This is a genomic window from Streptomyces sp. NPDC034043 (assembly GCF_055575675.1).
Map to the genome: position 1 here is coordinate 163,811 of NZ_JBVISF010000011.1, position 21,443 is coordinate 185,253.

Annotated in this window: 18 protein-coding genes; 11 read left to right on the forward strand and 7 right to left on the reverse strand. The window is 74.0% G+C overall.

Features of this window, described 5'->3' with window-relative positions:
- The first annotated feature begins 93 nt into the window (after window positions 1-93).
- The 6 genes from scy to ACZ51S_RS25235 all read left to right on the forward strand — a co-directional run bounded on the left by scy (window position 94) and on the right by ACZ51S_RS25235 (window position 9,967).
- A complete protein-coding gene (gene scy, locus ACZ51S_RS25210; RefSeq protein ID WP_468475786.1) occupies window positions 94-4,683 on the forward strand; it encodes a polarized growth protein Scy in 4,590 nt (1,529 codons plus the stop codon).
- A gap of 194 nt (window positions 4,684-4,877) precedes the next feature.
- Window positions 4,878-5,816 (forward strand): coiled-coil domain-containing protein, encoded by a 939-nt coding sequence (locus tag ACZ51S_RS25215; protein ID WP_042811317.1) that lies wholly within the window; start codon window positions 4,878-4,880, stop codon window positions 5,814-5,816.
- Between the two features lie 112 nt (window positions 5,817-5,928).
- Complete coding sequence (locus ACZ51S_RS25220) at window positions 5,929-6,930, forward strand: ABC transporter ATP-binding protein (RefSeq protein ID WP_468475785.1); 1,002 nt, start codon at window positions 5,929-5,931, stop codon at window positions 6,928-6,930.
- Window positions 6,927-7,709, forward strand: coding sequence for an ABC transporter permease subunit (locus ACZ51S_RS25225; protein ID WP_388939765.1), 783 nt, complete (start codon window positions 6,927-6,929; stop codon window positions 7,707-7,709). The genes ACZ51S_RS25220 and ACZ51S_RS25225 overlap by 4 nt, the downstream gene beginning before the upstream one ends.
- A 201-nt stretch (window positions 7,710-7,910) precedes the next feature.
- Window positions 7,911-9,116 carry an ABC transporter ATP-binding protein gene (locus ACZ51S_RS25230; protein WP_468962033.1) on the forward strand — a complete coding sequence of 402 codons (1,206 nt, stop codon included), beginning with the start codon at window positions 7,911-7,913 and terminating at the stop codon, window positions 9,114-9,116.
- A complete protein-coding gene (locus ACZ51S_RS25235) occupies window positions 9,113-9,967 on the forward strand; it encodes an ABC transporter permease (RefSeq protein WP_468475783.1) in 855 nt (284 codons plus the stop codon). The genes ACZ51S_RS25230 and ACZ51S_RS25235 overlap by 4 nt, the downstream gene beginning before the upstream one ends.
- A gap of 9 nt (window positions 9,968-9,976) precedes the next feature.
- Here the strand turns inward: ACZ51S_RS25235 and ACZ51S_RS25240 are convergent, their stop codons facing one another.
- On the reverse strand, window positions 9,977-10,303 hold the full coding sequence (locus ACZ51S_RS25240; RefSeq protein ID WP_388939762.1) for an ATP/GTP-binding protein: 327 nt from the start codon (window positions 10,301-10,303) through the stop codon (window positions 9,977-9,979).
- Window positions 10,304-10,546: 243 nt separating this feature from the next.
- On the opposite strand from ACZ51S_RS25240, the gene ACZ51S_RS25245 reads away from it, so the two are divergent.
- Window positions 10,547-11,578 (forward strand): LLM class flavin-dependent oxidoreductase, encoded by a 1,032-nt coding sequence (locus ACZ51S_RS25245; protein ID WP_468800741.1) that lies wholly within the window; start codon window positions 10,547-10,549, stop codon window positions 11,576-11,578.
- 75 nt (window positions 11,579-11,653) lie between these two features.
- Here ACZ51S_RS25245 and ACZ51S_RS25250 read toward each other — a convergent pair whose 3' ends face one another.
- Window positions 11,654-12,046 (reverse strand): SCO5389 family protein, encoded by a 393-nt coding sequence (locus ACZ51S_RS25250; RefSeq protein WP_007266607.1) that lies wholly within the window; start codon window positions 12,044-12,046, stop codon window positions 11,654-11,656.
- 220 nt (window positions 12,047-12,266) lie between these two features.
- Here ACZ51S_RS25250 and nucS point away from each other — a divergent pair, with 220 nt between their 5' ends.
- On the forward strand, window positions 12,267-12,938 hold the full coding sequence (gene nucS / locus ACZ51S_RS25255) for an endonuclease NucS (protein WP_388939759.1): 672 nt from the start codon (window positions 12,267-12,269) through the stop codon (window positions 12,936-12,938).
- A 126-nt stretch (window positions 12,939-13,064) separates the two neighbouring features.
- On the opposite strand, the gene ACZ51S_RS25260 is transcribed toward nucS, so the two are convergent.
- The 4 genes from ACZ51S_RS25260 to ACZ51S_RS25275 form a co-directional block, all read right to left on the reverse strand.
- Window positions 13,065-15,485: an ATP-binding protein gene (locus ACZ51S_RS25260; protein WP_468962036.1), complete on the reverse strand. Its 2,421-nt coding sequence runs from the start codon at window positions 15,483-15,485 to the stop codon at window positions 13,065-13,067.
- Window positions 15,486-15,670: 185 nt separating this feature from the next.
- Window positions 15,671-16,312, reverse strand: a complete 642-nt coding sequence (locus tag ACZ51S_RS25265; RefSeq protein ID WP_468962038.1) for a LysE family translocator — start codon at window positions 16,310-16,312, stop codon at window positions 15,671-15,673.
- Between the two features lie 69 nt (window positions 16,313-16,381).
- Window positions 16,382-16,705, reverse strand: coding sequence for an STAS domain-containing protein (locus ACZ51S_RS25270; RefSeq protein WP_267032613.1), 324 nt, complete (start codon window positions 16,703-16,705; stop codon window positions 16,382-16,384).
- Window positions 16,706-16,862: 157 nt separating this feature from the next.
- The gene (locus tag ACZ51S_RS25275; RefSeq protein WP_388939752.1) at window positions 16,863-17,711 is read right to left on the reverse strand and encodes a 3-hydroxyacyl-CoA dehydrogenase family protein; all 849 of its coding nucleotides are present in this window, start codon (window positions 17,709-17,711) and stop codon (window positions 16,863-16,865) included.
- A gap of 317 nt (window positions 17,712-18,028) precedes the next feature.
- Here ACZ51S_RS25275 and ACZ51S_RS25280 point away from each other — a divergent pair, with 317 nt between their 5' ends.
- Window positions 18,029-18,601, forward strand: a complete 573-nt coding sequence (locus ACZ51S_RS25280) for a cob(I)yrinic acid a,c-diamide adenosyltransferase (RefSeq protein ID WP_388939750.1) — start codon at window positions 18,029-18,031, stop codon at window positions 18,599-18,601.
- Between the two features lie 238 nt (window positions 18,602-18,839).
- Here ACZ51S_RS25280 and ACZ51S_RS25285 read toward each other — a convergent pair whose 3' ends face one another.
- Window positions 18,840-19,424: a hypothetical protein gene (locus tag ACZ51S_RS25285; RefSeq protein WP_468962040.1), complete on the reverse strand. Its 585-nt coding sequence runs from the start codon at window positions 19,422-19,424 to the stop codon at window positions 18,840-18,842.
- Window positions 19,425-19,572: 148 nt separating this feature from the next.
- Between ACZ51S_RS25285 and ACZ51S_RS25290 the strand changes: the two genes are divergently transcribed.
- Both ACZ51S_RS25290 and ACZ51S_RS25295 read left to right on the forward strand, forming a co-directional pair.
- Entirely contained in the window at window positions 19,573-20,769 is a 1,197-nt protein-coding gene (locus ACZ51S_RS25290) for a sensor histidine kinase (RefSeq protein ID WP_468962042.1), read from the forward strand.
- Window positions 20,766-21,431, forward strand: a complete 666-nt coding sequence (locus tag ACZ51S_RS25295) for a response regulator (RefSeq protein WP_468888372.1) — start codon at window positions 20,766-20,768, stop codon at window positions 21,429-21,431. Before ACZ51S_RS25290 ends, ACZ51S_RS25295 begins: the two co-directional genes overlap by 4 nt.
- Window positions 21,432-21,443: the final 12 nt, after the last annotated feature.

The window sequence follows — 21,443 nt, forward strand, 5'->3', positions numbered from 1 at the left end:
ATCTGACACCATTTCCCCGGGGGCGTCGTTCAGCGGGCGAGCGATGCTCAATTGGGAGTGAGCTTGCGACCAGGGGACGGATGGGACCGCGCTGTGCGGGGCTACGAAAGCCAGGAGAGCCATCAGGCCGAAGCCGACCATCTCTCGCGCTTCGAAGCCGAGATGGAGCGGCTGAAGAAGGAGCGCGGGAAGGCCGTCCAGCACGCCGAGGACCTCGGCTACCAGGTCGAGGTGCTGCGCGCCAAGCTGCATGAGGTGCGCCGCGCGCTCGCTTCCCGCCCCGCCTACGACGGCGCGGACATGGGTTACCAGGCGGAGCAGCTGCTGCGCAATGCCCAGGTGCAGGCCGACCAGATGCGGTCCGACGCCGAGCGCGAACTGCGCGACGCCCGGGCGCAGACCCAGCGGATCCTCCAGGAGCACGCCGAGCACCAGGCACGCCTCCAGGCCGAGCTGCACGCCGAGGCCGTCAACCGGCGCCAGCGCCTGGACCAGGAGCTCAACGAGCGCCGCCAGACGGTCGAGGCGCACGTCAACGAGAACGTCGCCTGGGCCGAGCAGCTGCGCGCCCGCACGGAGGCCCAGGCCCGCCGGCTCCTGGAGGAGTCCCGCGCCGAGGCCGAGCAGGCGCTGAACGCCGCCCGCGCCGAGGCCGCCCGTACCGCCGAGGAGGCCCGCCGCCGGCTCGCCGCCGACGCGGAGGCCGCGCGCGCCGAGGCCGAGTCGGCGCTGCTGCGCGCCCGCAAGGAGGCCGAGCGGCTGCTGGCCGCCGCCTCCGCACAGGCGCAGGAGGCCACCGAGCACGCCGAACGGCTGCGCACCACCACCACCGCCGAGGCCGAGCAGACCCGGCAGCAGACCATGGACCTCGGCCGGGTGGCCGAGGCGCGGGTGCAGGAGGCCGACGGGGCGCTGCGCGCGGCCCGGGCCGAGGCGGAGAAGCTCCTCGCGGAGGCCAAGGAGAGCGCCGCCCGGCAGCTCGCCTCTGCGGAGTCCGTCAACGACCAGCGCACCCGTACCGCGAAGGAGCAGGTCGCCCGGCTGGTCGGCGAGGCCACGAAGCAGGCCGAGGCGCTCAAGGCCGAGGCCGAGCAGGCGCTGGCCGATGCCCGCGCCGAGGCGGAGCGGCTGCGCACCGAGGCCGCCGAGCAGGCCCGCACGGCCGCCGCCGAGGACACCGCGGCGCAGCTGGCGAAGGCGGCCCGCACCGCCGAGGACGTACTGAACAAGGCCTCGGAGGACGCCCGGGCGACGACCCGCGCCGCGTCCGAGGAGGCCGAGCGGATCCGCCGCGAGGCCGAGGCGGAGGCCGAGCGGCTGCGCGCCCAGGCCGCGGCCACGGCCGACGAGCTCAAGGGCGCCGCGAAGGACGACACCGAGGAGTACCGGGCCCGCACCGTCGAACTCCAGGAGGAGGCGCGGCGGCTGCGCGGCGAGGCCGAGCAGCTGCGCGCGGAGGCCGTCGCCGAGGGCGAGCGGATCCGCGGCGAGGCCCGCCGCGAGGCGGTGCAGCAGATCGAGGAGGCGGCCCGGACCGCCGAGGAGCTGCTGGGCAAGGCCAAGTCGGACGCCGACGAACTGCGCGGCGGGGCCACCGCCGAGAGCGAGCGGGTCCGCGCCGAGGCCGTGGAGCGGGCCACCACCCTGCGCCGGCAGGCGGAGGAGACCCTGGAGCGCACCCGTGCCGAGGCCGAACGGCTGCGCGCGGAGGCCGAGGAGCGGGCCGAGGCCCTGGCCGCCGAGACGGACGCCGCCCTGCGGGCGCGCCGCGAGGAGACCGAGCAGGCCCTGGCGGCGAAGCGCGCCGAGGCCGAGGCCGAGCTGGCCCGGCTGCAGGCGGACGCCGAGGCCCGTCTGACGTCGGCGGAGCAGACGCTGCGCGAGTCCCGCCTGGCGGCGGAGAACATCCGCAAGGAGACCACGGAGGAGAACGACCGGCTGCGCGCCGAGGCGGCGGAGCGGATCCGCACCCTCCAGGCCCAGTCGGAGGCGGAGTCCGAGCAGCTGCGGGCCGAGGCCGCGCAGGACGCCGGCCGGGTCCGCGCGGAGGCCGAGCTGGTCTCCGTACGGCTGCGCGCCGAGGCGGAGGCGGAGTCCGAGCGGGTCCGCACCGAGGCGCAGGAGACCGCGGACCGGCTGCGCGCCGAGGCGAAGGCGGCGGCCGAGCGGGTCGCCGCGGAGGCCGCCGAGGCCCTCGCCGCCGCCCAGGAGGAGGCCGCGCGGCGTCGCCGGGAGGCCGAGGAGACCCTGTCGGCGGCCCGGACGGACGCCGGCAACGAGCGGGCGCAGGCCCGCGAGCAGAACGAGGAGCTGCTGGCGCAGGCCCGCAAGCGCTCGGAGGAGGCGCAGGCCGAGGCGGCCCGCCTGACCGAGGAGGCGGAGCGCCGCGCGGCGGAGCTGGTCGCGGCGGCCGAGGCCACCGCCCAGCAGGTACGGGACTCCGTGGCCGGGATGCACGAGCAGGCCGAGGAGGAGATCGCCGGCCTGCGCAGCGCGGCCGAGCACGCGGCGGAGCGTACGCGCACCGAGGCGGAGCAGGAGGCGGACCGGGTCCGCGCCGACGCCCACGCGGAGCGCGAGCGCGCGGCCGAGGACGCCGCGCGGGTGCGCAGCGAGGCCCGCGTCGAGACGGACGCGGCGAAGGAGCTGGCGGCACGGACCGTCGGCGACGCGATCGCGGAGGCCGAGCAGCTGCGGGCCGACACGGCCGAGTACGCGCAGCGGGTGCGCACCGAGGCGACGGACGCGCTGGCGGCGTCCGAGCGGGACGCGGCGCGGACCCGCGCGGACGCCCGCGACGACGCGAACCGGATCCGCGGCGAGGCGGCGGAGTCCCTGGAGGCTTCGCGCGCCGAGGGCTCCCGGATCGTGGCCGAGGCCGAGGCGGAGGCGGAGCGCCTCACCGAGGAGACCCTCGCGGCGAACGCGGCGACCGTCGCCGACGCCCGGGCGGAGGCGGAGCGGCTCACCGCCGAGGCCGCCGAGGCGGCGGACGCCACCCGCGCCGAGGCGGCGGGCACCCTGGACGAGGCGCGCGCCGAGGCGAACCGGCTGCGCACCGAGGCCGCCGAGCAGGCGGACCGGCTCATCACCGAGGCGGCGTCCGAGGCGGACAAGCTCACCGAGCGGACCCGCGAGGACAACGAGCGCACGGTCGGCGAGGCGGCCGCGGAGGCGGAGCGCCTGACGGCCGAGGCGGCACGGGTCCTGGAGGAGGCCCGGGCGCGGGCGGAGGCCCTGAAGGCGCAGGCGGCCGACACCCTGGCGGCGGCGGAGCGGGACTCGGCGCGGATCCTGGTGGACTCCCGCGCGGAGGGCGACCGGCTCATCGAGGAGACCCGCGCGGCCAACGAGCGCACGGTCGGCGAGGCCGCGGCCGAGGCGGACCGGCTCGTCGCGGAGGCCGCGCGGACCCTGGACGAGGCCCGCACCGAGGGCGGCCGGATCATCGGCGAGGCCACCGCGGAGGCGGAGCGCGTCACGGCCGCGGCGGCCGAGACCCTGGCGGCCGCCGAACGGGACGCCGAGCAGACCCTGGACGAGGCGCGCGCCGAGGGCAACCGGCTGCGCACCGAGGCCGCCGAGCAGGCGGACCGGCTCATCACCGAGGCGGCGTCCGAGGCGGACAAGCTCACCGAGCGGACCCGCAAGGACAACGAGCGCACGGTCGGCGAGGCGGCCGCCGAGGCGGAGCGGCTGCGCGCGGAGGCGGCCGAGGCGCTGGCCTCGGCGCAGGAGCACGCGACGCGCACCCGGTCCGAGGCGGAGCGGGTCAAGGCGGAGGCGGCCACCGAGGCCGAGCGCACCCGCACGGACGCCCGTACGGAGTCCGAGCGGCTGCTGGACGAGGCCCGCGAGGAGGCCAACAAGCGGCGCAGCGAGGCGGCGGAGCAGGTGGACCGGCTCATCACGGAGGCGGCGGCCGAGGCCGACCGGCTCACCGCGGACGCGGGCCGTCAGGCGCTGGCCGCCACGACGGCGGCCGAGGAGCAGGCCGACGCGATGGTCGACGCCGCCCGCAAGGAGGCCGAGCGCATCACGTCGGAGGCGACCGTCGAGGGCAACTCCGTGGTGGAGAAGGCCCGGACGGACGCCGACGAACTGCTGGTCGGGGCGCGTACGGACGCGGCCGCCATAAGGGAGCGGGCGGAGGAGCTGCGTGCCCGCGTCGAGTCCGAGGTGGAGGAGCTGCACGAGCGCGCCCGCCGGGAGTCGGCCGAGCAGATGAAGTCGGCCGGCGAGCGCGTGGACAAGCTGGTCCGGGCGGCGACCGAGCAGAGCGCCGCCGCCGAGGCCAAGGCCAAGGAACTGGTGTCGGACGCGAGCAGCGAGGCGAGCAAGGTCCGCATCGCGGCCGTGCGCAAGGCCGAGGCGCTGCTCAAGGAAGCGGAGACGAAGAAGGCGGAGGTGGCGCGGCAGGCGGAGAGCGCCCTCGCGGAGGCGAAGGCGGAGGCGGAGCGGCTGGTCGACGAGGGCCGTCGTGAGCTGGAGGTGCTGGTGCGCAGGCGCGAGGACATTCAGGCGGAGATCTCCCGTGTCCAGGACGTTCTTGAGGCGTTGGAATCTTTCGAGGCACCTTCGGGTGGCGGAAAGCCCGTTGTGGGTGGTCAGGGCGCGGGGGGCGTGAGGGCCGGCGCAACAGCGGGTTCCACTCGTTCGAGTGGTAAGGCGTCAGAGGGGTAGTCAGAAGACAGGATGTGTGCTTCTGAGGGAGGTTCAGGCGGACGAGTGACAAGCATTCCGCCGCCTTGCCACTCAAAAGGGGTGTCATTGTCCAGGGCAAACCCGGATTGACTCGATGACACGCCGCCCTGGCGCCTAGGATTCCCCTTAACACCTCACGTAGCACCTCATCGGTCTCATTCGACAGGAACCCCATGAGCGACACTTCCTCCCCCTTCGGCTTCGAGCTCGTGCGGCGTGGTTACGACCGCGGTCAGGTGGACGACCGCATTACCAAGCTGGTCTCCGACCGCGACAGCGCCCTAGGACGTATCAACTCTCTGGAAAAGCGGATCGAGGAGCTGCACCTCGAGACGCAGAACGCCCAGGCCCAGGTGAGCGACGCGGAGCCGTCGTACGCCGGCCTCGGCGCCCGGGTCGAGAAGATCCTGCGGCTGGCCGAGGAGGAGGCGAAGGACCTGCGCGAGGAGGCCCGTCGCGCGGCCGAGCAGCACCGTGAGCTGGCCGAGTCGGCGGCCCAGCAGGTGCGCAACGACGCCGAGTCGTTCGCGGCGGACCGCAAGTCGAAGGCGGAGGACGAGGGCGTCCGCATCGTCGAGAAGGCGAAGGGGGACGCCGCCACCCTGCGCGCCGAGGCCCAGAAGGACGCCGCCTCCAAGCGCGAGGAGGCCGACGCCCTCTTCGAGGAGACCCGCGCCAAGGCCGCCCAGGCCGCCGCGGACTTCGAGACCAACCTGGCCAAGCGTCGCGAGCAGTCGGAGCGCGACCTGGCCTCGCGTCAGCAGAAGGCCGAGAAGCGCCTCGCCGAGATCGAGCACCGCGCCGAGCAGCTGCGCCTGGAGGCCGAGAAGCTGCGTACGGACGCCGAGCGCCGGGCCCGCCAGACGGTGGAGACCGCGCAGCGCCAGGCCGAGGACATCGTGGCCGACGCCAACGCCAAGGCCGACCGCATCCGCAGCGAGTCCGAGCGCGAGCTGGCGGCGCTCACCAACCGCCGCGACTCCATCAACGCGCAGCTGACCAACGTCCGCGAGATGCTGGCGACGCTGACGGGCGCCGCCGTGGCGGCCGCCGGCTCCCCGATCGACGACGAGCCGGTGACCCGCGGCGTCCCGGCGCAGCAGAGCCGCTAGTACGCCCGCGCGTACGCCGCCGTCCGCCCGCAGGGAGCGGACCGGCACATCAGGGGCCGTACGTCACCTTTTCGAGGTGGCGTACGGCCCCTGGCCGTTCTAGCGTGGCCGCATGATCGAGCTAGAGGGCCTTACGAAACGATTCGGCGCGAAGACCGCCGTGGACAACCTCAGCTTCCAGGTCAGACCGGGGGTGGTGACCGGCTTCCTCGGCCCCAACGGGGCGGGGAAGTCCACGACCATGCGCATGATGCTCGACCTCGACCGCCCGACCGGCGGTTCGGTCCGGATCGACGGGAAGCACTACCGGGACCTGAAGGAGCCGCTGAAGCACATCGGAGCGCTGCTCGACGCGAAGGCCATGCACGGCGGCCGCAGCGCGTACAACAACCTCCTGTGCCTGGCCCAGTCGAACCGGATCCCGGAGCGACGGGTGGCCGAGGTGCTGGACCTGGTCGGTCTGACGGCCGTGGCCAGGAAGAAGTCGAAAGGATTTTCGCTGGGCATGGGCCAGCGGCTGGGAATCGCCGCGGCCCTGCTCGGTGATCCGGAGATCCTGATGTTCGACGAACCCGTCAACGGTCTTGATCCCGAGGGAATTCTCTGGATCCGCAATCTGATGAAGGGGCTGGCCTCGGAAGGAAGGACGATCTTCGTCTCCTCCCACTTGATGAGCGAAATGGCCCTGACGGCAGATCATTTGATCGTCATCGGCCAGGGAAGGCTCCTCGCCGACTTGTCGATGTCCGATTTCATCCAGCAGAACTCGCGCAGTTACGTCCGGCTGCGCTCTCCGCAGCAGGAACGGCTCAAGGACGTCCTGCACGAGGCCGGGATCAGCGCGGTCAGCGTCCCCGCCACCGGCACCCTGGAGATCGACGGCGTCCCGTCCGAGCGGCTCGGCGAACTGGCCGCCCAGCACCAGATCGTGCTGCACGAACTCAGCCCGCAACGGGCTTCACTCGAGGAAGCGTTCATGCGCATGACGGCGGATTCCGTCGAATACCACGCCCACGCGCCCGGCGCGCCCAGTGTGCCCGGTGCGCCCGTCCCCGGACCGGCGGGCCCCGCGTGGGGCGCCGGCTTCGAGGCCACCCGCAAGGGCGGTGAGTGACCGTGGCCTACTCCGCCGTCCTCCGGTCCGAGTGGACCAAGATCCGCACCGTCGCCTCCACGAGCTGGACCCTGGCCACCACGCTGCTGGTCACCGTCGCCGTCGGCGCCGGACTGTGCGCCGTGGTCAACGCGACCTTCGACGACATGCCCAAGTCCTCGCAGGTCACCTTCGACGCCACGCAGATGAGCTTCTCCGGCATGCTCCTGGGCCAGCTGGCGGTGCTGGTCTTCGGCGCGATGGTGGTCGGCAGCGAGTACGGGACCGGGATGATCCGCACCTCCCTCGCGGCCGTGCCCCGGCGCGGCACCCTGCTGCTGGGCAAGGTCACCGTGGCCACCGGGCTGGCCCTGGCCGTCGGCCTGGCCACCGGGTTCCTGTCCTTCTTCCTCGGGCAGGCCCTCCTCGGCGACCACAGCACCGCCCTGGGCGAGGAGAACGTCCTGCGCGCCGTGATCGGCGTCGGCCTGTACCTGGCGCTGCTCGCCGCGTTCGCGATCGGCGTGTCCATGATCCTGCGGAACTCGGCCGCCTCGATCTCGGTCCTGATCATGTTCGTCCTGATCCTGCCCATCGTCCTCAGCCTGGTCGACGCCACCCGCAAGGTCGCCGACTACCTGCCCAACCAGGCCGGTTCCGCGATCATGGAGACCGTGCCGTCCGCGGTGAGCGGCTCGGACGCCCCCTACGGTCCCTGGGGCGGGCTCGGGATCATGGCGCTGTGGGCGCTGGCCGCCGTGATCGGCGGCTACTTCACCCTCGCGAAGCGTGACGCCTGACGGACCAGGCATGAGGGCCCGGTGACGGGAGGTGTCCGTCCCACGACGGACACCTCCCGTACTACGGGAGACCCCGGGCCGGATCTCAGGGACAGCTCAGGGACAGCTCAGGGATCCGGCCCGGCGGGAACCGCAGGAGCCCCGATATCCTCTTAAGGCGTACGCGGGCGAAAGCCGTCCCGGCTGGCAAGGGGCACAGGGATGATCGAGGCCGTCGGCCTGACCAAGCGCTTCGGCGCCAAGACCGCCGTCGACCAGTTGTCCTTCCAGGTCAAGCCGGGACACGTCACCGGCTTCCTGGGACCCAACGGCTCCGGCAAGTCCACCACCATGCGCATGATCCTCGGGCTGGACCGGCCCACCTCGGGCCGCGTCACGATCAACGGCCTTCCCTTCCGGGAACTGCCGAACGCCCAGCGGCACGTCGGCGCCCTGCTCGACGCCAAAGCCGTGCACGGAGGCCGCAAGGCCCGTACGCACCTGCTGGCCATCGCCCAGCTCTCCGGCATCCCGGAGAAGCGGGTGGACGAGGTCCTGGGCGTCGTCGGGCTCAAGGACGCGGCCGGCCAGCGCACCAAGGGCTTCTCCCTCGGCATGGGCCAGCGCCTCGGCATCGCGGCCGCCCTGCTCGGCGACCCCCAGGTGCTGCTCTTCGACGAGCCGGTCAACGGCCTCGACCCCGAGGGCATCCGCTGGGTCCGCAACCTCATGCGGCAGCTGGCCGCCGAGGGCCGGACGGTCTTCGTCTCCTCGCACCTGATGAGCGAGATGGCGCTGACCGCCGACCACCTCATCGTGATCGGCCGGGGCCGGCTGCTGTCCGACATGAGCACCCAGGACTTCATCACGCACAACTCGGCCGGATTCGCCCGGGTCCGCGCCGCCGACGGCCCCGGGGCGGGCGGCACCGACGGCCACACGGCCCTGGGCGCCGCGCTGACGCAGGCCGGCGGCCGGGTCCTCCAGGAGCCCGACGGGGCACTGCGGGTGACCGGGCTGGACCTTCCCCGCATCAGCGACCTCGCGCACGCGGCCGGCGTGCGGCTGTGGGAGCTGTCCCCGCACCGGGCCTCGCTGGAGGAGGCCTACATGCGGATGACGCAGTCCTCCGTCGAGTACACCTCCACCGAGGACCCCCGCGCCGAGCTGTGGGAGCCCGAGCCGCTGACCGTCCCGGAGTGGGAGGAGGCGGAGGCCCCGGTCCCGGCCGAGACCGCGGCGGGCTTCTTCGCTCCCCCGCCGCCCGGATCCGGGCGCCCCTTCCTGATGCCGGACAGCGCGGCCGGTCTCGCCCGCGCCACTCCCCCGCCCCCCGCCGACGGCTCCCCCGCCGAGGCCCCGTCCCCCGGCCCCGCCTCCCCCGGCCTCGCGGGCGCGGGCAAGAACACCCCCGAGGACCCCCGATGACCACCACCCCCGCCGGCCCGCCCGCGGCGAGCGCGGAGCAGCCGGGGACGTACAGCTCGCCCCTGCCCACGCCGCGGCCGCACCTGGGGCACGCCGTGTCCTCGGAGTGGACCAAGCTCACCTCGGTGCGCTCCACCCTGTGGACGCTCGGGTCCCTCGTGGCGCTGGTCGTCGGCGTCGGCATGGTCGCCGTGTTCCAGACCACGGCCGCCGACTACCAGTACCTCCCCTTCACCGGTCCCGCCCTCTTCGGGCTGATGGCCGGCCAGGTGTCCGTGATCGTGCTGGGGGTGCTGACGATCTCCTCCGAGTACGGCACGGGCCTGATCCGCACCACCCTTACCGCCGCCCCAGACCGGCTGCGGGTGCTCACCGCGAAGTACCTGGTCTTCGGCACGGTCGCGTTCGTCGTCACGCTGTGCTCGGTGCTGTTCGTCGGCCTGTGGGCCGCGATCCTTCACAACGGCCCCGGCGCCGGCTCCCACGGGCTGGCCGACTGGACGGGCGCGGTGGCCGGCTCCTTCTACGTGACCGTGCTGGGCGTCCTCGCGCTCGCGGTCGGGGCGCTCGTACGGCACTCCGCGGGCGGGATCGCGGTCATGCTCGGCGTGGTCACCATGCCCCCGGTGCTCGGGGCGATACTGACCGCCTGGCCGGTCACCACCGGCCTCGGTGCGCTGGTGCTCCGCTACAACGCCCCGGTGGGCCTGGTGCAGCTCTTCGGGCTGCAGGGCGTCGACATGGAGGGCCGGTCCGCCCCCAGCGACCTGGTCCAGCTGGCGCTGCTGCTCGTGGTGACGGCGAGCGCGGTCGCCGGCTCGTACGCGGTGGTCGGCCGCCGCGACGTCTGACGGCGGAGCTCAGTACCTGGGCGCGTTGCGGGACCGCTGCACCCTGGAGGTGCGGCGGTCCTTCGCGTTCCAGCAGGCCTTGTGCCAGTGCCGCCGGTCGTCGACGCCGCCGTACTCGGGCCAGGCCACCACGTGCGGGGTGCCCGAGGGGATCTCCTGGTCGCAGCCCGGGCAGCGATAGCGCTTGCCGGCCGCGCTCGCCCCCGAGACCTGCCGGACCTTCCACTCCTCACCGAGGTACTCCTCGGTGCGCTCCAGCCCGAACCGGTCGAGGCCGGCGCCCGGGCGTTCGTCCGGACTCTCGCCGCCCCGGGGGCGGTTGTGGCGCGGTGACACGTATACCTCACGAAGGAGCGGGGGACAGTGACTTTCTCCCAGACTACGCGCAGCGAGCCGGGGTACCCGCAGGGTGGCTGGCGGGCACCGGCCTTCCGCGGGGAGCTGGCCCGACAATCTCAATAACTTTCCTGTCAGGCCGTGCCTTTGGCACGTGTCAGACGTTGTTGCCAGCAGACGTTGATGCCATCAACGAGTCGGTCCACCTGGGGAGGCCGCGTCAGCCGCGAGGAGGCTAAGGCGATGCGCGTAGGAGCGTTTGTACTGGCGGCCCAGTTCCCGGGTCAGGGGCAGGGGGAGGCGCTGCACCGGGCGGTGCGGACCGCGGAGGTGGCCGAGGAGGCCGGGCTGGACTCGGTCTGGCTCGCCGAGCACCACTTCGTGCCGTACGGGGTGTGCCCGTCGGCGGTGACCCTGGCGGCCCTGCTGCTGGGGCGGACCCGGCGGCTGCGGGTGGGCACGGCGGTTAGCGTGCTGCCGAACACGCACCCGGTGGCCCTCGGGGAGCAGGCGGCCCTGCTGCACGTGACCTCGGGCGGCCGGTTCAGCCTGGGGGTGGGGCGCGGCGGCCCGTGGGTGGACCTGGAGGTGTTCGGGGCCGGTCCGCAGGCGTACGAGACCGGTTTCCCGGAGGACCTGGACCTGCTGCGGCGGTGGCTGGCGGAGCCGCGGGTGGGGGCCGCCGGCGCGCGGCACTCGTTCCGCGAGGTGGCCGTCGTACCGCGCCCGGCCGACGCGCTGGACGGCGACGGGACGGGGCCGGAAGTGATCGTCGCCTGCACGTCCCCGGCGTCGGTACGGCTGGCCGCGGAGCGGGGTCTGCCGATGCTGCTGGGCATGCACTGCGGGGACGAGGAGAAGGCCGAGCAGGTCGCGCTGTGGCGGCGGACCGCGCTGGCGCACGGGCACGCGCCGGAGGCCGTACGGGCCGCCGCGCACGTGTCGGCGGGGGTCTGCCAGCTGGCCGACACCACGGCCGACGCCCAGGAGACCCTGCTGAAGGCGATGCCGGGCTGGTTCCGCCAGGGCCTGGACGCCCATGTGACGGTGGACGGCCGGCAGCGTGCGATGCGCGACCCGCACGCGTACACGGAACTGCTGTGCTCGCTGCACCCGGTCGGCAGCCCCGTCCTGGCCGCGGACCGGCTGGCGCGGACTTCGGAGCGGACGGGCATCACCCGCTTCGCCCTGCTGACGGAGGGGTCGGGCGACCTCGCCGCCACGGAGGACAACGTCCGGCGCCTCGCCGCGGAGGTCCTCCCCCTGCTGGTGTGACCCCGTACGGGGCCTGGGCTGCCGCTCCTGTGTCAGTCGCACCTCCCGCGACACGGAGCGGCAGCGCGGTACCTGTCAGCAGTCCCGAAGCTCCGGGGACTGGTTGAGCAGCTGGCCGCGGATCGAGGTGAACTTGGCCAGCCGGTCGTCCACCGAGGAATCCAGCGGGAACACCGCCACACGGTGACAGTTCTGGAATGCCAGGCGCACCCCGAAGTGCCGCTGCAGCGCTCCGCGTATCGCGTCACTCGCGAGCGCGCGCAGCAGCTGCCCGCGCGCCTGCTCGTCCGGCGGCGGCGTCTGGTTGTCGGCGAACTCTCCGCCCTCAACCTCCAGCTGGGCCACCAACGAGCTGATCATCTCCCATGCGTAAGGCAGGGAGGTCCGGACGCAGTCGACGAAGGCGGCTTCGTCGACCTCGCCTCGCTCGGCCTGTTCGAGTAGGGCCGGTGAGACGTCGAGCGACATGGGTTCTCCTCTCGTGACCCAGGCAGTTTGGGCTGCCGGAGTCCTACGGGCAGGGAGGGAGGCCGCGACGCAGCGTGCACGCTCGGCAACCTCCCGCTCACCACGGTAGGCGCCCACCGGGTACCGCACCAGGAGAATGCGCATACAACGCGCCATCGGCGAACGGGGCTTTCAGGGGCGAATCGCGTGGAGGCCCGTCGGTCGAGTAGCGTTGCCGACCATGCGTCTCGTCATTGCCCGCTGCTCCGTCGACTACGCGGGCCGGCTCACCGCCCATCTGCCCTCGGCACCCCGTCTGATCCTCGTGAAGGCCGACGGCAGTGTCTCGATCCACGCGGACGACCGGGCGTACAAACCGCTCAACTGGATGTCGCCTCCGTGCACCCTCAAGGAGGGGACCGGTGACGACGCGAACGTCTGGACCGTCGTCAACAAGGCGGGCGAGAAGCTCATCATCACCATGGAGGAAGTCCTCCACGACTCCTCCCACGAACTGGGCACCGACCCCGGCCTCATCAAGGACGGCGTCGAGGCGCACCTCCAGGAGCTGCTCGCCGACCGGATCGACACGCTGGGCGAGGGCTACACCCTGATCCGGCGCGAGTACATGACGGCGATCGGCCCGGTCGACATCCTGTGCCGGGACGCCTCCGGCGCGACGGTGGCGGTGGAGATCAAGCGGCGCGGGGAGATCGACGGCGTCGAGCAGCTGACCCGGTACCTGGAGCTGCTGAACCGCGATCCGCACCTGGCGCCGGTGCGGGGCGTCTTCGCGGCGCAGGAGATCAAGCCCCAGGCGCGGGTTCTCGCCCATGACCGGGGGATGGACTGCGTGGTCCTCGACTACAACGCCCTGCGCGGCATCGAGGACGACAAGCTCCGCCTGTTCTAGCCTTCCGGCGGGCGGGCCCCGGCGCTGTGCGCCGTCCGCGGCCCGTCGTTCCCACGGCCCTCCGAGCCCCGCTCGGAGGGCCGTTGGCGTACGGGCGCCCGTGCGGGCCCCCCGCGCCCCGCGGGGTCAGATCGTCGTCGGGGACTGCGCCGCCGTCGGGGACTGGGCTTCCGACGAGGTCGTCGGGGTGGTCGGCGCCGAGCTGGTCGGGGCCGGGCTCGTCGGGGGCGGCGGTGACGTCACCGGGGGCTCCGGGTCCGGGTCCGGGTCGGGCTTGGGGGTCTCCGGCGTCGGCTTCGGGGCCGGCGGGGTCGGCCGGGGCTGCTGCGGGCCCGGCGTGTGGCCCGCCGGCGGGGGCGTCGGCCGGTGGCCCCCGCCCGGGTTCGGGTCGGCGGCGGACGGCGGCGCGGCCGGTTCCGGCGGCGAATCGTTCCCGCTGTTCCCCGGCACCTGCGGCGGGACCACCGGGGGCGTGTCCGGGGTCGAGGACACGGCCGGCGCGGCCGGCTGCTCCGGGTCGTCGCCCCCGGCCGTCAGGGACAGCCCGACGACCGTGCCGAGCGCCACCACCGTGAGCGCCCCGGCGGCGGCCAGCAGCACCGTCTTGCGCCGTCCGCCCGCGGCGGGCCGCGGGCGGCGGTAAAGGGGAGCCGGTGCCGGTGCCGGCGCGAACGTGTCGCCGTAGACCTGGGAGAGGGACGCGGGCGAGCCGGCCGGCTTCCCGATCACCGGGGTCACCCGGGTGACGGCCTCGGACGGGGCCGGCTGGGGCGTCGGCAGCGGAGCCTGCTGCGACGGCGGCTGGGCAGCCGGCCCGGCGGGCGGGAGGGCCGGCGGCGCCTCCAGGCGCAGCGGGGGCGATGCCTTCGCTGCGGTGGCCGCCCGGTCCCGGTCCGTGACCAGCGCCAGCGCCCGCCGGCCGGAGACCGTCCCGCGCTTGTCCGCGAGCGCCCCGCGCAGCCCGATCGAGGCCTCCAGCTCCGCCCGTGCCCGCTCCAGACGCCCCTCGCACAGCGCGAGCACGCCCAGCTCGTGGTGGAAGTACGCCTGCTCGGCGACCTCGCCCGCCTTCCGGGCGGCTTCCGCTCCCGAGCGCAGCACCCGCTGCCACGCCTCCCAGTACGGCGCCGCCGCCAGGGCCGGCGCCGCCGTGCGGGCCAGGAGTACGGCTGCCACCACATCGGCCCCGGCCAGCGCTGCCAGTACGGCGTCGGCCTCCGCCGCGACCCGCTCCGGGGTCACCGAGGCGTGCCCGGTCCACCAGGCGTAGTGCCGGGCGGCGGTACGCGCCTCCTCGGCGGCGGTCTCCCCGTACCCGGCCTCCTCCAGCTGCCGCGCGACCCCCTCCGCGAGCCGGTAGCGCGGCCCGACGGGGGTGATCAGCCCGCAGCCGAGGAGTTCGGCGACGGCGGCGTCGGCGTGCGTGTCCCCGACCAGCGCGGGGAGGTGGGCGTGGTGCGGGAGTTCCCCGGCCAGCGCGCAGGCGGTCCGCAGGGCGGCCCGGGCCGACTCGCTCACCCGGGAGGCCAGCAGTCCGGCGGGGGCGGCGGCCTGCGCCAGGGTGGGCAGCGGCACGTGGGAGGGATCGCGGGGGCGCTCCTCGAAGACGCCGGGCTCCTCGTCCTCGTCGGCGGCGGCGGTGTCGTTGAGTTCGTCGCGCTGCCGCAGCAGCGCGGCGGCCTGCACGAAGCGCAGCGGCAGGCCCTCGGAGGCGAACCGCAGGTCCTCCGCCCAGGCCGTCTCCTCGTCGGTGAGCGCCCTGCCGGTCGCGGCCTCCAGCAGCCGCAGGCAGTCGGCCCGGCCGAGGCCGCCGAGGAAGACCTCCTCCAGGTGCGCGTCGTCGGAGGGGGCCCTGGTGTCGGGGGTGGCGGCGAGCAGGTAGGCGCATTCGGGGGTGGCGCGGAACAGCTCGTCGAGGGCGGGGCCGCCCAGTTCGAGGTCGTCGAGGAGCACGATCGCGCCGATCCCGGCGACGCCCGCGAGGAGCCGCGTACGGTCGGGGCGCTCGTCCCGGGTGTCGTAGACGGTGGTGTACAGGGTGTGGAGCAGCTCGGCGGGCTGCTGGCGGCCGTGGCCGCTGAGCCGGACGACCCCGTCGGGCGCGAGGTCCGCGCAGTCGGCGGCGACGGCGTCGAGGAGGGTGGACCGGCCGGATCCGGCGGGTCCCGTCAGCCGTACGGAGCGGCCGCGTCCGAGGAGGCGTACGAGCCGCTCCCGCTCGTCCGCGCGGCCCAGGAGCGGCAGGGCGGGGAGGGGCGGTCCGGGCAGCGCGGGCGGGCGCGCGGCGGCGTCCCGGGCGGCGCGGGCGGCGGCGGCGCGCCTGGCGGGGCGGCGGGCCGCCGCCTCGCGGGCGTCGGGGCGCAGGGGTTCGATCTCGCTGCCGTCGACGGGGTTGACGGTGAGGGTGAACTCGCCGGTGGTCAGGGTCACGACACGGGCGGGTGCCGGAGGCTGCGCCACCGCTGCCGGGGGCCGCGTCTCCAGTGCCCCGGCCGGCCGGCCGACGGGCTGTTCGTCCTGGCCGGGCTGCCCCTGTGTACGGTCCATGACCAAGTCCCCCGATCGCGCCGCGCGCCGCCGCCGTCTTCACCGTCTTCGTTGTGCCGGCGCCCGCTCACGTCGTCGTCGTTACCGGTCCGGTTTCCGCCCGAACCCTAGACCGTGGCCGGCCCCGCCGTCACCGCAGGGGTGCCTTCACCACCGGACCGTTACGATTCCCGCCGATCTTCGACCTAGTCCTTTCGGCCGGTCACGGCCACGGTGACGCCGAGGCCGATCATGGCGAGCCCGCCGGCCCCGCCGACCGCGGAGAGCCTGCGCGGTGATCCGGCGAACCAGTCGCGGGCGGTGGCGGCGGCGATCCCCCAGACGCTGTCGGAGACGATCGCGATGAGGCTGAAGACCAGGCCGAGCAGGAGCATCTGGAGCACGGCGTGTCCCTGCTCCCGGTCGACGAACTGGGGCAGCACGGCGGCGAAGAACACGACGGTCTTGGGGTTGGCCACGCCGACCGCGAAGCCCTCCCCCAGGGTCCGCAGGCCGCCGGCGGCCGTGGGGGCCGCCTCCGCGACGGCGGCGTGCAGCGATCCGCGGCCCCGGAAGGCCTTGACGCCCAGGTGGACGAGGTAGGCGGCGCCGGCCAGCTTCAGGGCGGTGAAGACGAGGACGGACCGCTCGACGACGGCTCCGACGCCGAGCGCCACTGCCACGACGAGCACGTACGCTCCGAGCGTGTTCCCGGCCACCGTGATCAGCGCGGCCCGGCGGCCCTGCGCCAGCGCCCGTCCGACGACGAAGAGCACGCTGGGGCCGGGGATGAGGATCAGCAGGAGGGACATGGCCGCGAAGGCCGCGAGCCGGTCGGTGGACACCATGGCCCCATGTAAGCGGAGGGCGTCCCGGGGACGCAGCCCCTTTTCCCGCGCCGGCGCCCCCGCCCCGGATCACACCCGGGGCAGGGTCTCCGCTTCCAGGCCGCCCTCGATCGCGAGGATGCGGTGCAGCCGGGTGGCGACGAGCAGCCGCTGCATCCGGTCGGGCACCCCGCGCAGGACCAGGCGCCGCCCGGTCCGCCCGGCCCGCCGGTGCGCTCCCATGATCACGCCGAGTCCGGTCGCGTCCCAGGAGTCGAGTCCGGTCAGGTCGAGCACGAGGTCGCCGTGGCCGTCGTCGAGGGCGGTGTGGAGGACCGTACGGGCGTCAGCCGCGCTGCGCACGTCGAGGCGACCCCCGACAGCGAGTTCGGCGTGGTCGCCCCTGATGTGCATGTGTGCTCCCCGGCTTTACTGCGTACGTGTGGTCCGACGGGTCCGTGATCGGCAACTCTCACTGCAACTGACTGCCGTGCGGGCGGTGAAGTTGCCGACCGTGAGCGAACCGATACCTAATTCACCCCGTAGGGTGCGGGGATTCGAACGTCCGTGCTCAGTGCTTGTAGAAGCCCTGGCCGCTCTTGCGGCCGATGTCGCCCGCGTCGACCATGCGGCGCATCAGCTCCGGCGGCGCGAACTTCTCGTCCTGGCACTCGGTGTAGATGTTGCTGGTGGCGTGGAGCAGGATGTCGACGCCGGTGAGGTCTGCGGTGGCCAGCGGGCCCATGGCGTGGCCGAAGCCCAGCTTGCAGGCGATGTCGATGTCCTCGGCGGTGGCGACGCCCGATTCGTAGAGCTTCGCGGCCTCGACGACCAGCGCGGAGATCAGACGGGTGGTCACGAAGCCCGCGACGTCGCGGTTGACGACGATGCAGGTCTTGCCGACCGACTCGGCGAACGCGCGGGTGGCGGCGAGGGTTTCGTCGCTCGTCTTGTAGCCGCGGACCAGCTCGCAGAGCTGCATCATCGGGACGGGCGAGAAGAAGTGCGCGCCGACGACCCGCTCCGGGCGCTCCGTCACGGCCGCGATCTTGGTGATCGGGATGGCGGAGGTGTTGGAGGCCAGGATGGTGTCCTCGCGCACGATCTTGTCGAGGGTGCGGAAGATCTCGTGCTTGACCTCGAGCTTCTCGAAGACGGCCTCGACGACGATGTCCACGTCGGCGACCGCGTCGAGTTCGGTGGTCGTGGTGATCCGGGCCAGGGCCGCCTCGGCGTCCTCGGCGGTCATCCGGCCCTTGGAGACGAACTTGTCGTACGAGGCCTTGATGCCGTCCGTGCCCCGGGTCAGCGCGGCGTCGGTGACGTCCCGCAGGACGACGTCCCAACCCGCCTGAGCGGAGACCTGAGCGATCCCGGAACCCATCAGTCCCGCGCCGATGACGGCGAGCTTCCCAGCCACTGCACACCCCTTGCTGTTCTCAGTACGACCCGGCCTCGTAGCCTCTCCGGCGGAGACTAGCGCCCGTGAGGGGCCGAGTGACCGCGAAGTAACACGCGTCACGTCTCAGATGACGGACATCACACTGGTACGGCCCACCAGGCGTGCGCCGCCTCACAGTTCAGCCTCCGGCCCCGCCCTCGCGGCGCCCTCGCGGCGCGCCGGGCGGCTCCCCGGCCGTCCCGGCGCGGCCCTCGCGGCGCGCCCGGACGGTTCCCGGAAGGCGGGCGGCGGGCGGCGCCCGGTGTTCCACCGGCGGGCCCGTCTACGCTGGCGGCATGGTGAACCTGACGCGCATCTACACCCGTACCGGCGACCAGGGCACGACCGCCCTGGGGGACATGAGCCGGACGCGGAAGACGGACCTGCGGATCTCCGCGTACGCCGACGCCAACGAGGCCAACGCCGCCATCGGGACGGCCATCGCGCTGGGGGCGCTGCCGGAGGAGGTCGTGAAGGTCCTGGTCCGCGTGCAGAACGACCTGTTCGACGTCGGCGCGGACCTGTGCACCCCGGTCGTGGAGGACCCGGAGTACCCGCCGCTGCGCGTGGAGCAGTTCTACGTGGACCGGCTGGAGGCGGACTGTGACGTCTTCAACGAGCGGCTGGAGAAGCTGCGGAGCTTCATCCTCCCCGGCGGCACCCCGGGCGCGGCCCTGCTGCACCAGGCCTGCACGGTGGTCCGGCGGGCCGAGCGCTCCACGTGGGCGGCGCTGGAGGCGCACGGCGAGGTGATGAACCCGCTGACGGCCACCTACCTGAACCGCCTCTCCGACCTCCTCTTCATCCTGGCCAGGACGGCCAACAAGGAGGTCGGGGACGTGCTCTGGGTTCCCGGCGGCGAGCGCTGACCCGGACCCCGCCCGGTCCCGGGATCCGCCGGTCGGCCGGCCAGGCCCTGTCGTCAAAGTAGCGCCGGTCAGGTCCGCGGCGTCCGGTGCCGTGCATCGCAAGGCGGAGGGGCGCCCGAGTACTGGACGTGCTCGGGCGCCCCGGCAACGCGGCGAGGTGCGGTGCCCGGGGGCACCTCCCAGCGGTAGCCGGGGGACCGCCGCGGGCCAGGCGGGACTTTGACGACGGGGCCTGCACCTAGCGCTTGGTTCCGGTCGGTTCGGCGGCCCCGTCCCGGTCCGCGTCCGTGCCCGCCGGGGCCTTGCGGGGCCAGATCGAGTAGCTCGCGGCGATCAGGGCCTGGATGCCGAGCACCCGCAGTGCGCCGGCCTGCCAGGCCTGGAGCCCGCCGGTGGCGGCGTCGTCGCCGACGTACCAGATCCCGGCCTGGAGCAGCCCGATGGCGACGAGGGCGGCGGCCAGGGTCCGCGTCCACAGCTTCCACTCGTGGACCGCGCGCTCCTTGCCGTACTTGGTTCCGGGCGGCTTGGGGCCCCCGGCGAAGCGGTGGGCGGCGTGCCCGTCGAGCCACTTGACGGTGTAGTGCCCGTACCCGACGGTGTAGCCGATGTAGAAGGCCGCGAGACCGTGCCTCCAGCTCGGCTCGCCGCCGTTCTTCAGGTCGATGAAGGACACCACCAGCAGCACCAGCTCCAGCAGCGGCTCCAGCAGCAGCACCGCGGCTCCCAACCTCGGCATTCCGGCCAGGTAGCGCAGCGCCAGTCCGCCCGCCAGCAGCACCCAGAAGCCGACCTCACAGGCGATGATCAGCCCGACCAGCATGACGGCTCTCCCTTCCTTCCTCGGATTCCCTTCCAGGTTTCCGGCCGCCGGGCCCCGCCGCGTCGTCGCCAGTGAGGAAAGCCCACTGCATCCTTCGATGTAGCGGACTCTCCGCCCCGGTACCGAGGCCGCGTCGCGGCGGACCGTGTTGGATGGGAACGTGCTCCCGAAGATCCCCCGCCCGCACCGCGACGACGTCCTGCTCGCGGTGGTCAGCGTGTGCGCCGGCCTGCTGCTCTGGGCGCTCGGCGTGTACAGCACGCCCAGCCGGCACTTCCTGCCCGACTGGGCGGTGCTGGTCCCCCTGGGGGTGCTCGGCGCCCTGGAGCTGCTGCGCCGCTCCGCGCCCGCCGTCACCCTGCCCGTCGGCACGGTCGCCCTGGTCGCGGACCAGTTCACGGTCGGCAGCATCGCCAGCGTCATCATCTTCACCGACCTGATGTACGCGGCGGTGGTCTACGGAAAACCGGCCACGGCCCGGCGGCTCCCGGTCAGCACCGGTCTGATCACCGTGGCCGTCACCATCGGCTCCCTGGTGTGGCTGCGCAGCCCGCAGGCCCTGCTCATCGGCGTGGTCACCGGCATCGTGAGCTTCGCCCCGGCCCTGACGGGCGCCACCCTGCGCAACCACCGGGAGGCCGCCGAGGCCGCCCGGCTGCGCGCCGAGCAGACGGCGCTGCTGGCCGAGATGGACCGGACGCAGGCGGTGGCCGCCGAGCGCGCCCGGATGGCGCGGGAACTGCACGACATGGTGGCCAACCACCTCTCGGCGATCGCCATCCACTCCACCGCCGCGCTGTCCATCGACTCCCCCGCCACCAGCCGCGAGGCCCTCGGGGTGATCCGGGAGAACAGCGTGCAGGGGCTGGCCGAGATGCGCCGGCTGATCGGGCTGCTGCGGGACGCCGGGGCGGGGCAGGAGGCCGTCGCGGTGCCCTCCCTGGCCGGCCTGGACGCCCTGCTGGGGCAGGCCCGTACGAACGGGTCGGCGAGCGGGCTGGACTTCGTCCTGGCGGACGAGCGGGCCGCGGGGCCGCCGCTGCCGGCCCCGGTGGAGCTGGCGGCGTACCGGATCGTGCAGGAGTCGCTGACCAACGCCCTCAAGCACGCGGCCCCCGGCACGGTCCGGGTCCGGGTGGCGCGGGGCGCCGGGCTGCTGACGGTGGCGGTGGACTCTCCGTACGGGGAGCGGCCGGGCCCGCGCGCCCCGGGGTCGGGGGCGGGGCTGATCGGCATGCGGGAGCGTACGGAGCTGCTGGGCGGGACCTTCGCGGCGGGCGCTTCGGGCAGGGTGTGGCAGGTGCGGGCGGCGCTGCCCGCCGGGGAGAGGGCGGTGCAGTCATGACCATCAGGGTCGTCGTGGCCGAGGACCAGCAGGCGGTACGGGCCGGCCTGGTGCTGATCCTGCGCAGTGCGGGCGGCATCGAGGTGGTGGGAGAGGCGGCGGACGGTGAGGAGGCGGTGCGGCTGGCGGAGGAGCTGCGGCCGGACCTGGTCCTCATGGACGTGCAGATGCCGAGGCTGGACGGGGTGTCGGCCACCCGCCGGGTGGTGGAGCGGGGGCTGGCGGACGTGCTGGTGCTGACCACCTTCGACCTCGACGAGTACGTCTTCGGGGCGCTGCGGGCGGGGGCGGCGGGCTTCCTGCTGAAGGACGCGGACGCCGCGGAGCTGATCGCGGCGGTGCGGACGGTGGCGCGCGGCGAAGGACTGATCGCCCCGGCGGTGACCCGGCGGCTGATCGCCGAGTTCGCGGCTCCGAAGGCGGTGCGCGCGCCGGTGCGGCCGGAGGCGGCCGCGGCGGTGGAGACGCTGACGCGGCGCGAGCGGGAGGTGCTGGGGGCGCTGGGCGGCGGGCTGTCGAACGCGGAGATCGCCGTACGGCTGGACATGGCGGAGGCCACGGTGAAGACCCACGTCAGCCGGCTGCTGGGGAAGCTGGAGCTGCGCAGCCGGGTCCAAGCGGCGGTATTGGCGCAGGAGTTGGGGATCGAGCCGGCCCCTTGAGGTGAGGTCTGG

What these genes read in the sequence shown, in the direction of transcription:
- ACZ51S_RS25215 (WP_042811317.1), top strand. Translation starts at nt 4,878, where the DNA reads ATGAGCGACACTTCCTCCCCCTTCGGCTTCGAGCTCGTGCGGCGTGGT.
- ACZ51S_RS25220 (WP_468475785.1), top strand. Translation starts at nt 5,929, where the DNA reads ATGATCGAGCTAGAGGGCCTTACGAAACGATTCGGCGCGAAGACCGCC.
- ACZ51S_RS25230 (WP_468962033.1), top strand. Translation starts at nt 7,911, where the DNA reads ATGATCGAGGCCGTCGGCCTGACCAAGCGCTTCGGCGCCAAGACCGCC.
- ACZ51S_RS25235 (WP_468475783.1), top strand. Translation starts at nt 9,113, where the DNA reads ATGACCACCACCCCCGCCGGCCCGCCCGCGGCGAGCGCGGAGCAGCCG.
- ACZ51S_RS25245 (WP_468800741.1), top strand. Translation starts at nt 10,547, where the DNA reads ATGCGCGTAGGAGCGTTTGTACTGGCGGCCCAGTTCCCGGGTCAGGGG.
- ACZ51S_RS25250 (WP_007266607.1), bottom strand. Translation starts at nt 12,046, where the DNA reads ATGTCGCTCGACGTCTCACCGGCCCTACTCGAACAGGCCGAGCGAGGC.
- nucS (WP_388939759.1), top strand. Translation starts at nt 12,267, where the DNA reads ATGCGTCTCGTCATTGCCCGCTGCTCCGTCGACTACGCGGGCCGGCTC.
- ACZ51S_RS25260 (WP_468962036.1), bottom strand. Translation starts at nt 15,485, where the DNA reads ATGGACCGTACACAGGGGCAGCCCGGCCAGGACGAACAGCCCGTCGGC.
- ACZ51S_RS25265 (WP_468962038.1), bottom strand. Translation starts at nt 16,312, where the DNA reads ATGGTGTCCACCGACCGGCTCGCGGCCTTCGCGGCCATGTCCCTCCTG.
- ACZ51S_RS25270 (WP_267032613.1), bottom strand. Translation starts at nt 16,705, where the DNA reads ATGCACATCAGGGGCGACCACGCCGAACTCGCTGTCGGGGGTCGCCTC.
- ACZ51S_RS25280 (WP_388939750.1), top strand. Translation starts at nt 18,029, where the DNA reads ATGGTGAACCTGACGCGCATCTACACCCGTACCGGCGACCAGGGCACG.
- ACZ51S_RS25285 (WP_468962040.1), bottom strand. Translation starts at nt 19,424, where the DNA reads ATGCTGGTCGGGCTGATCATCGCCTGTGAGGTCGGCTTCTGGGTGCTG.
- ACZ51S_RS25295 (WP_468888372.1), top strand. Translation starts at nt 20,766, where the DNA reads ATGACCATCAGGGTCGTCGTGGCCGAGGACCAGCAGGCGGTACGGGCC.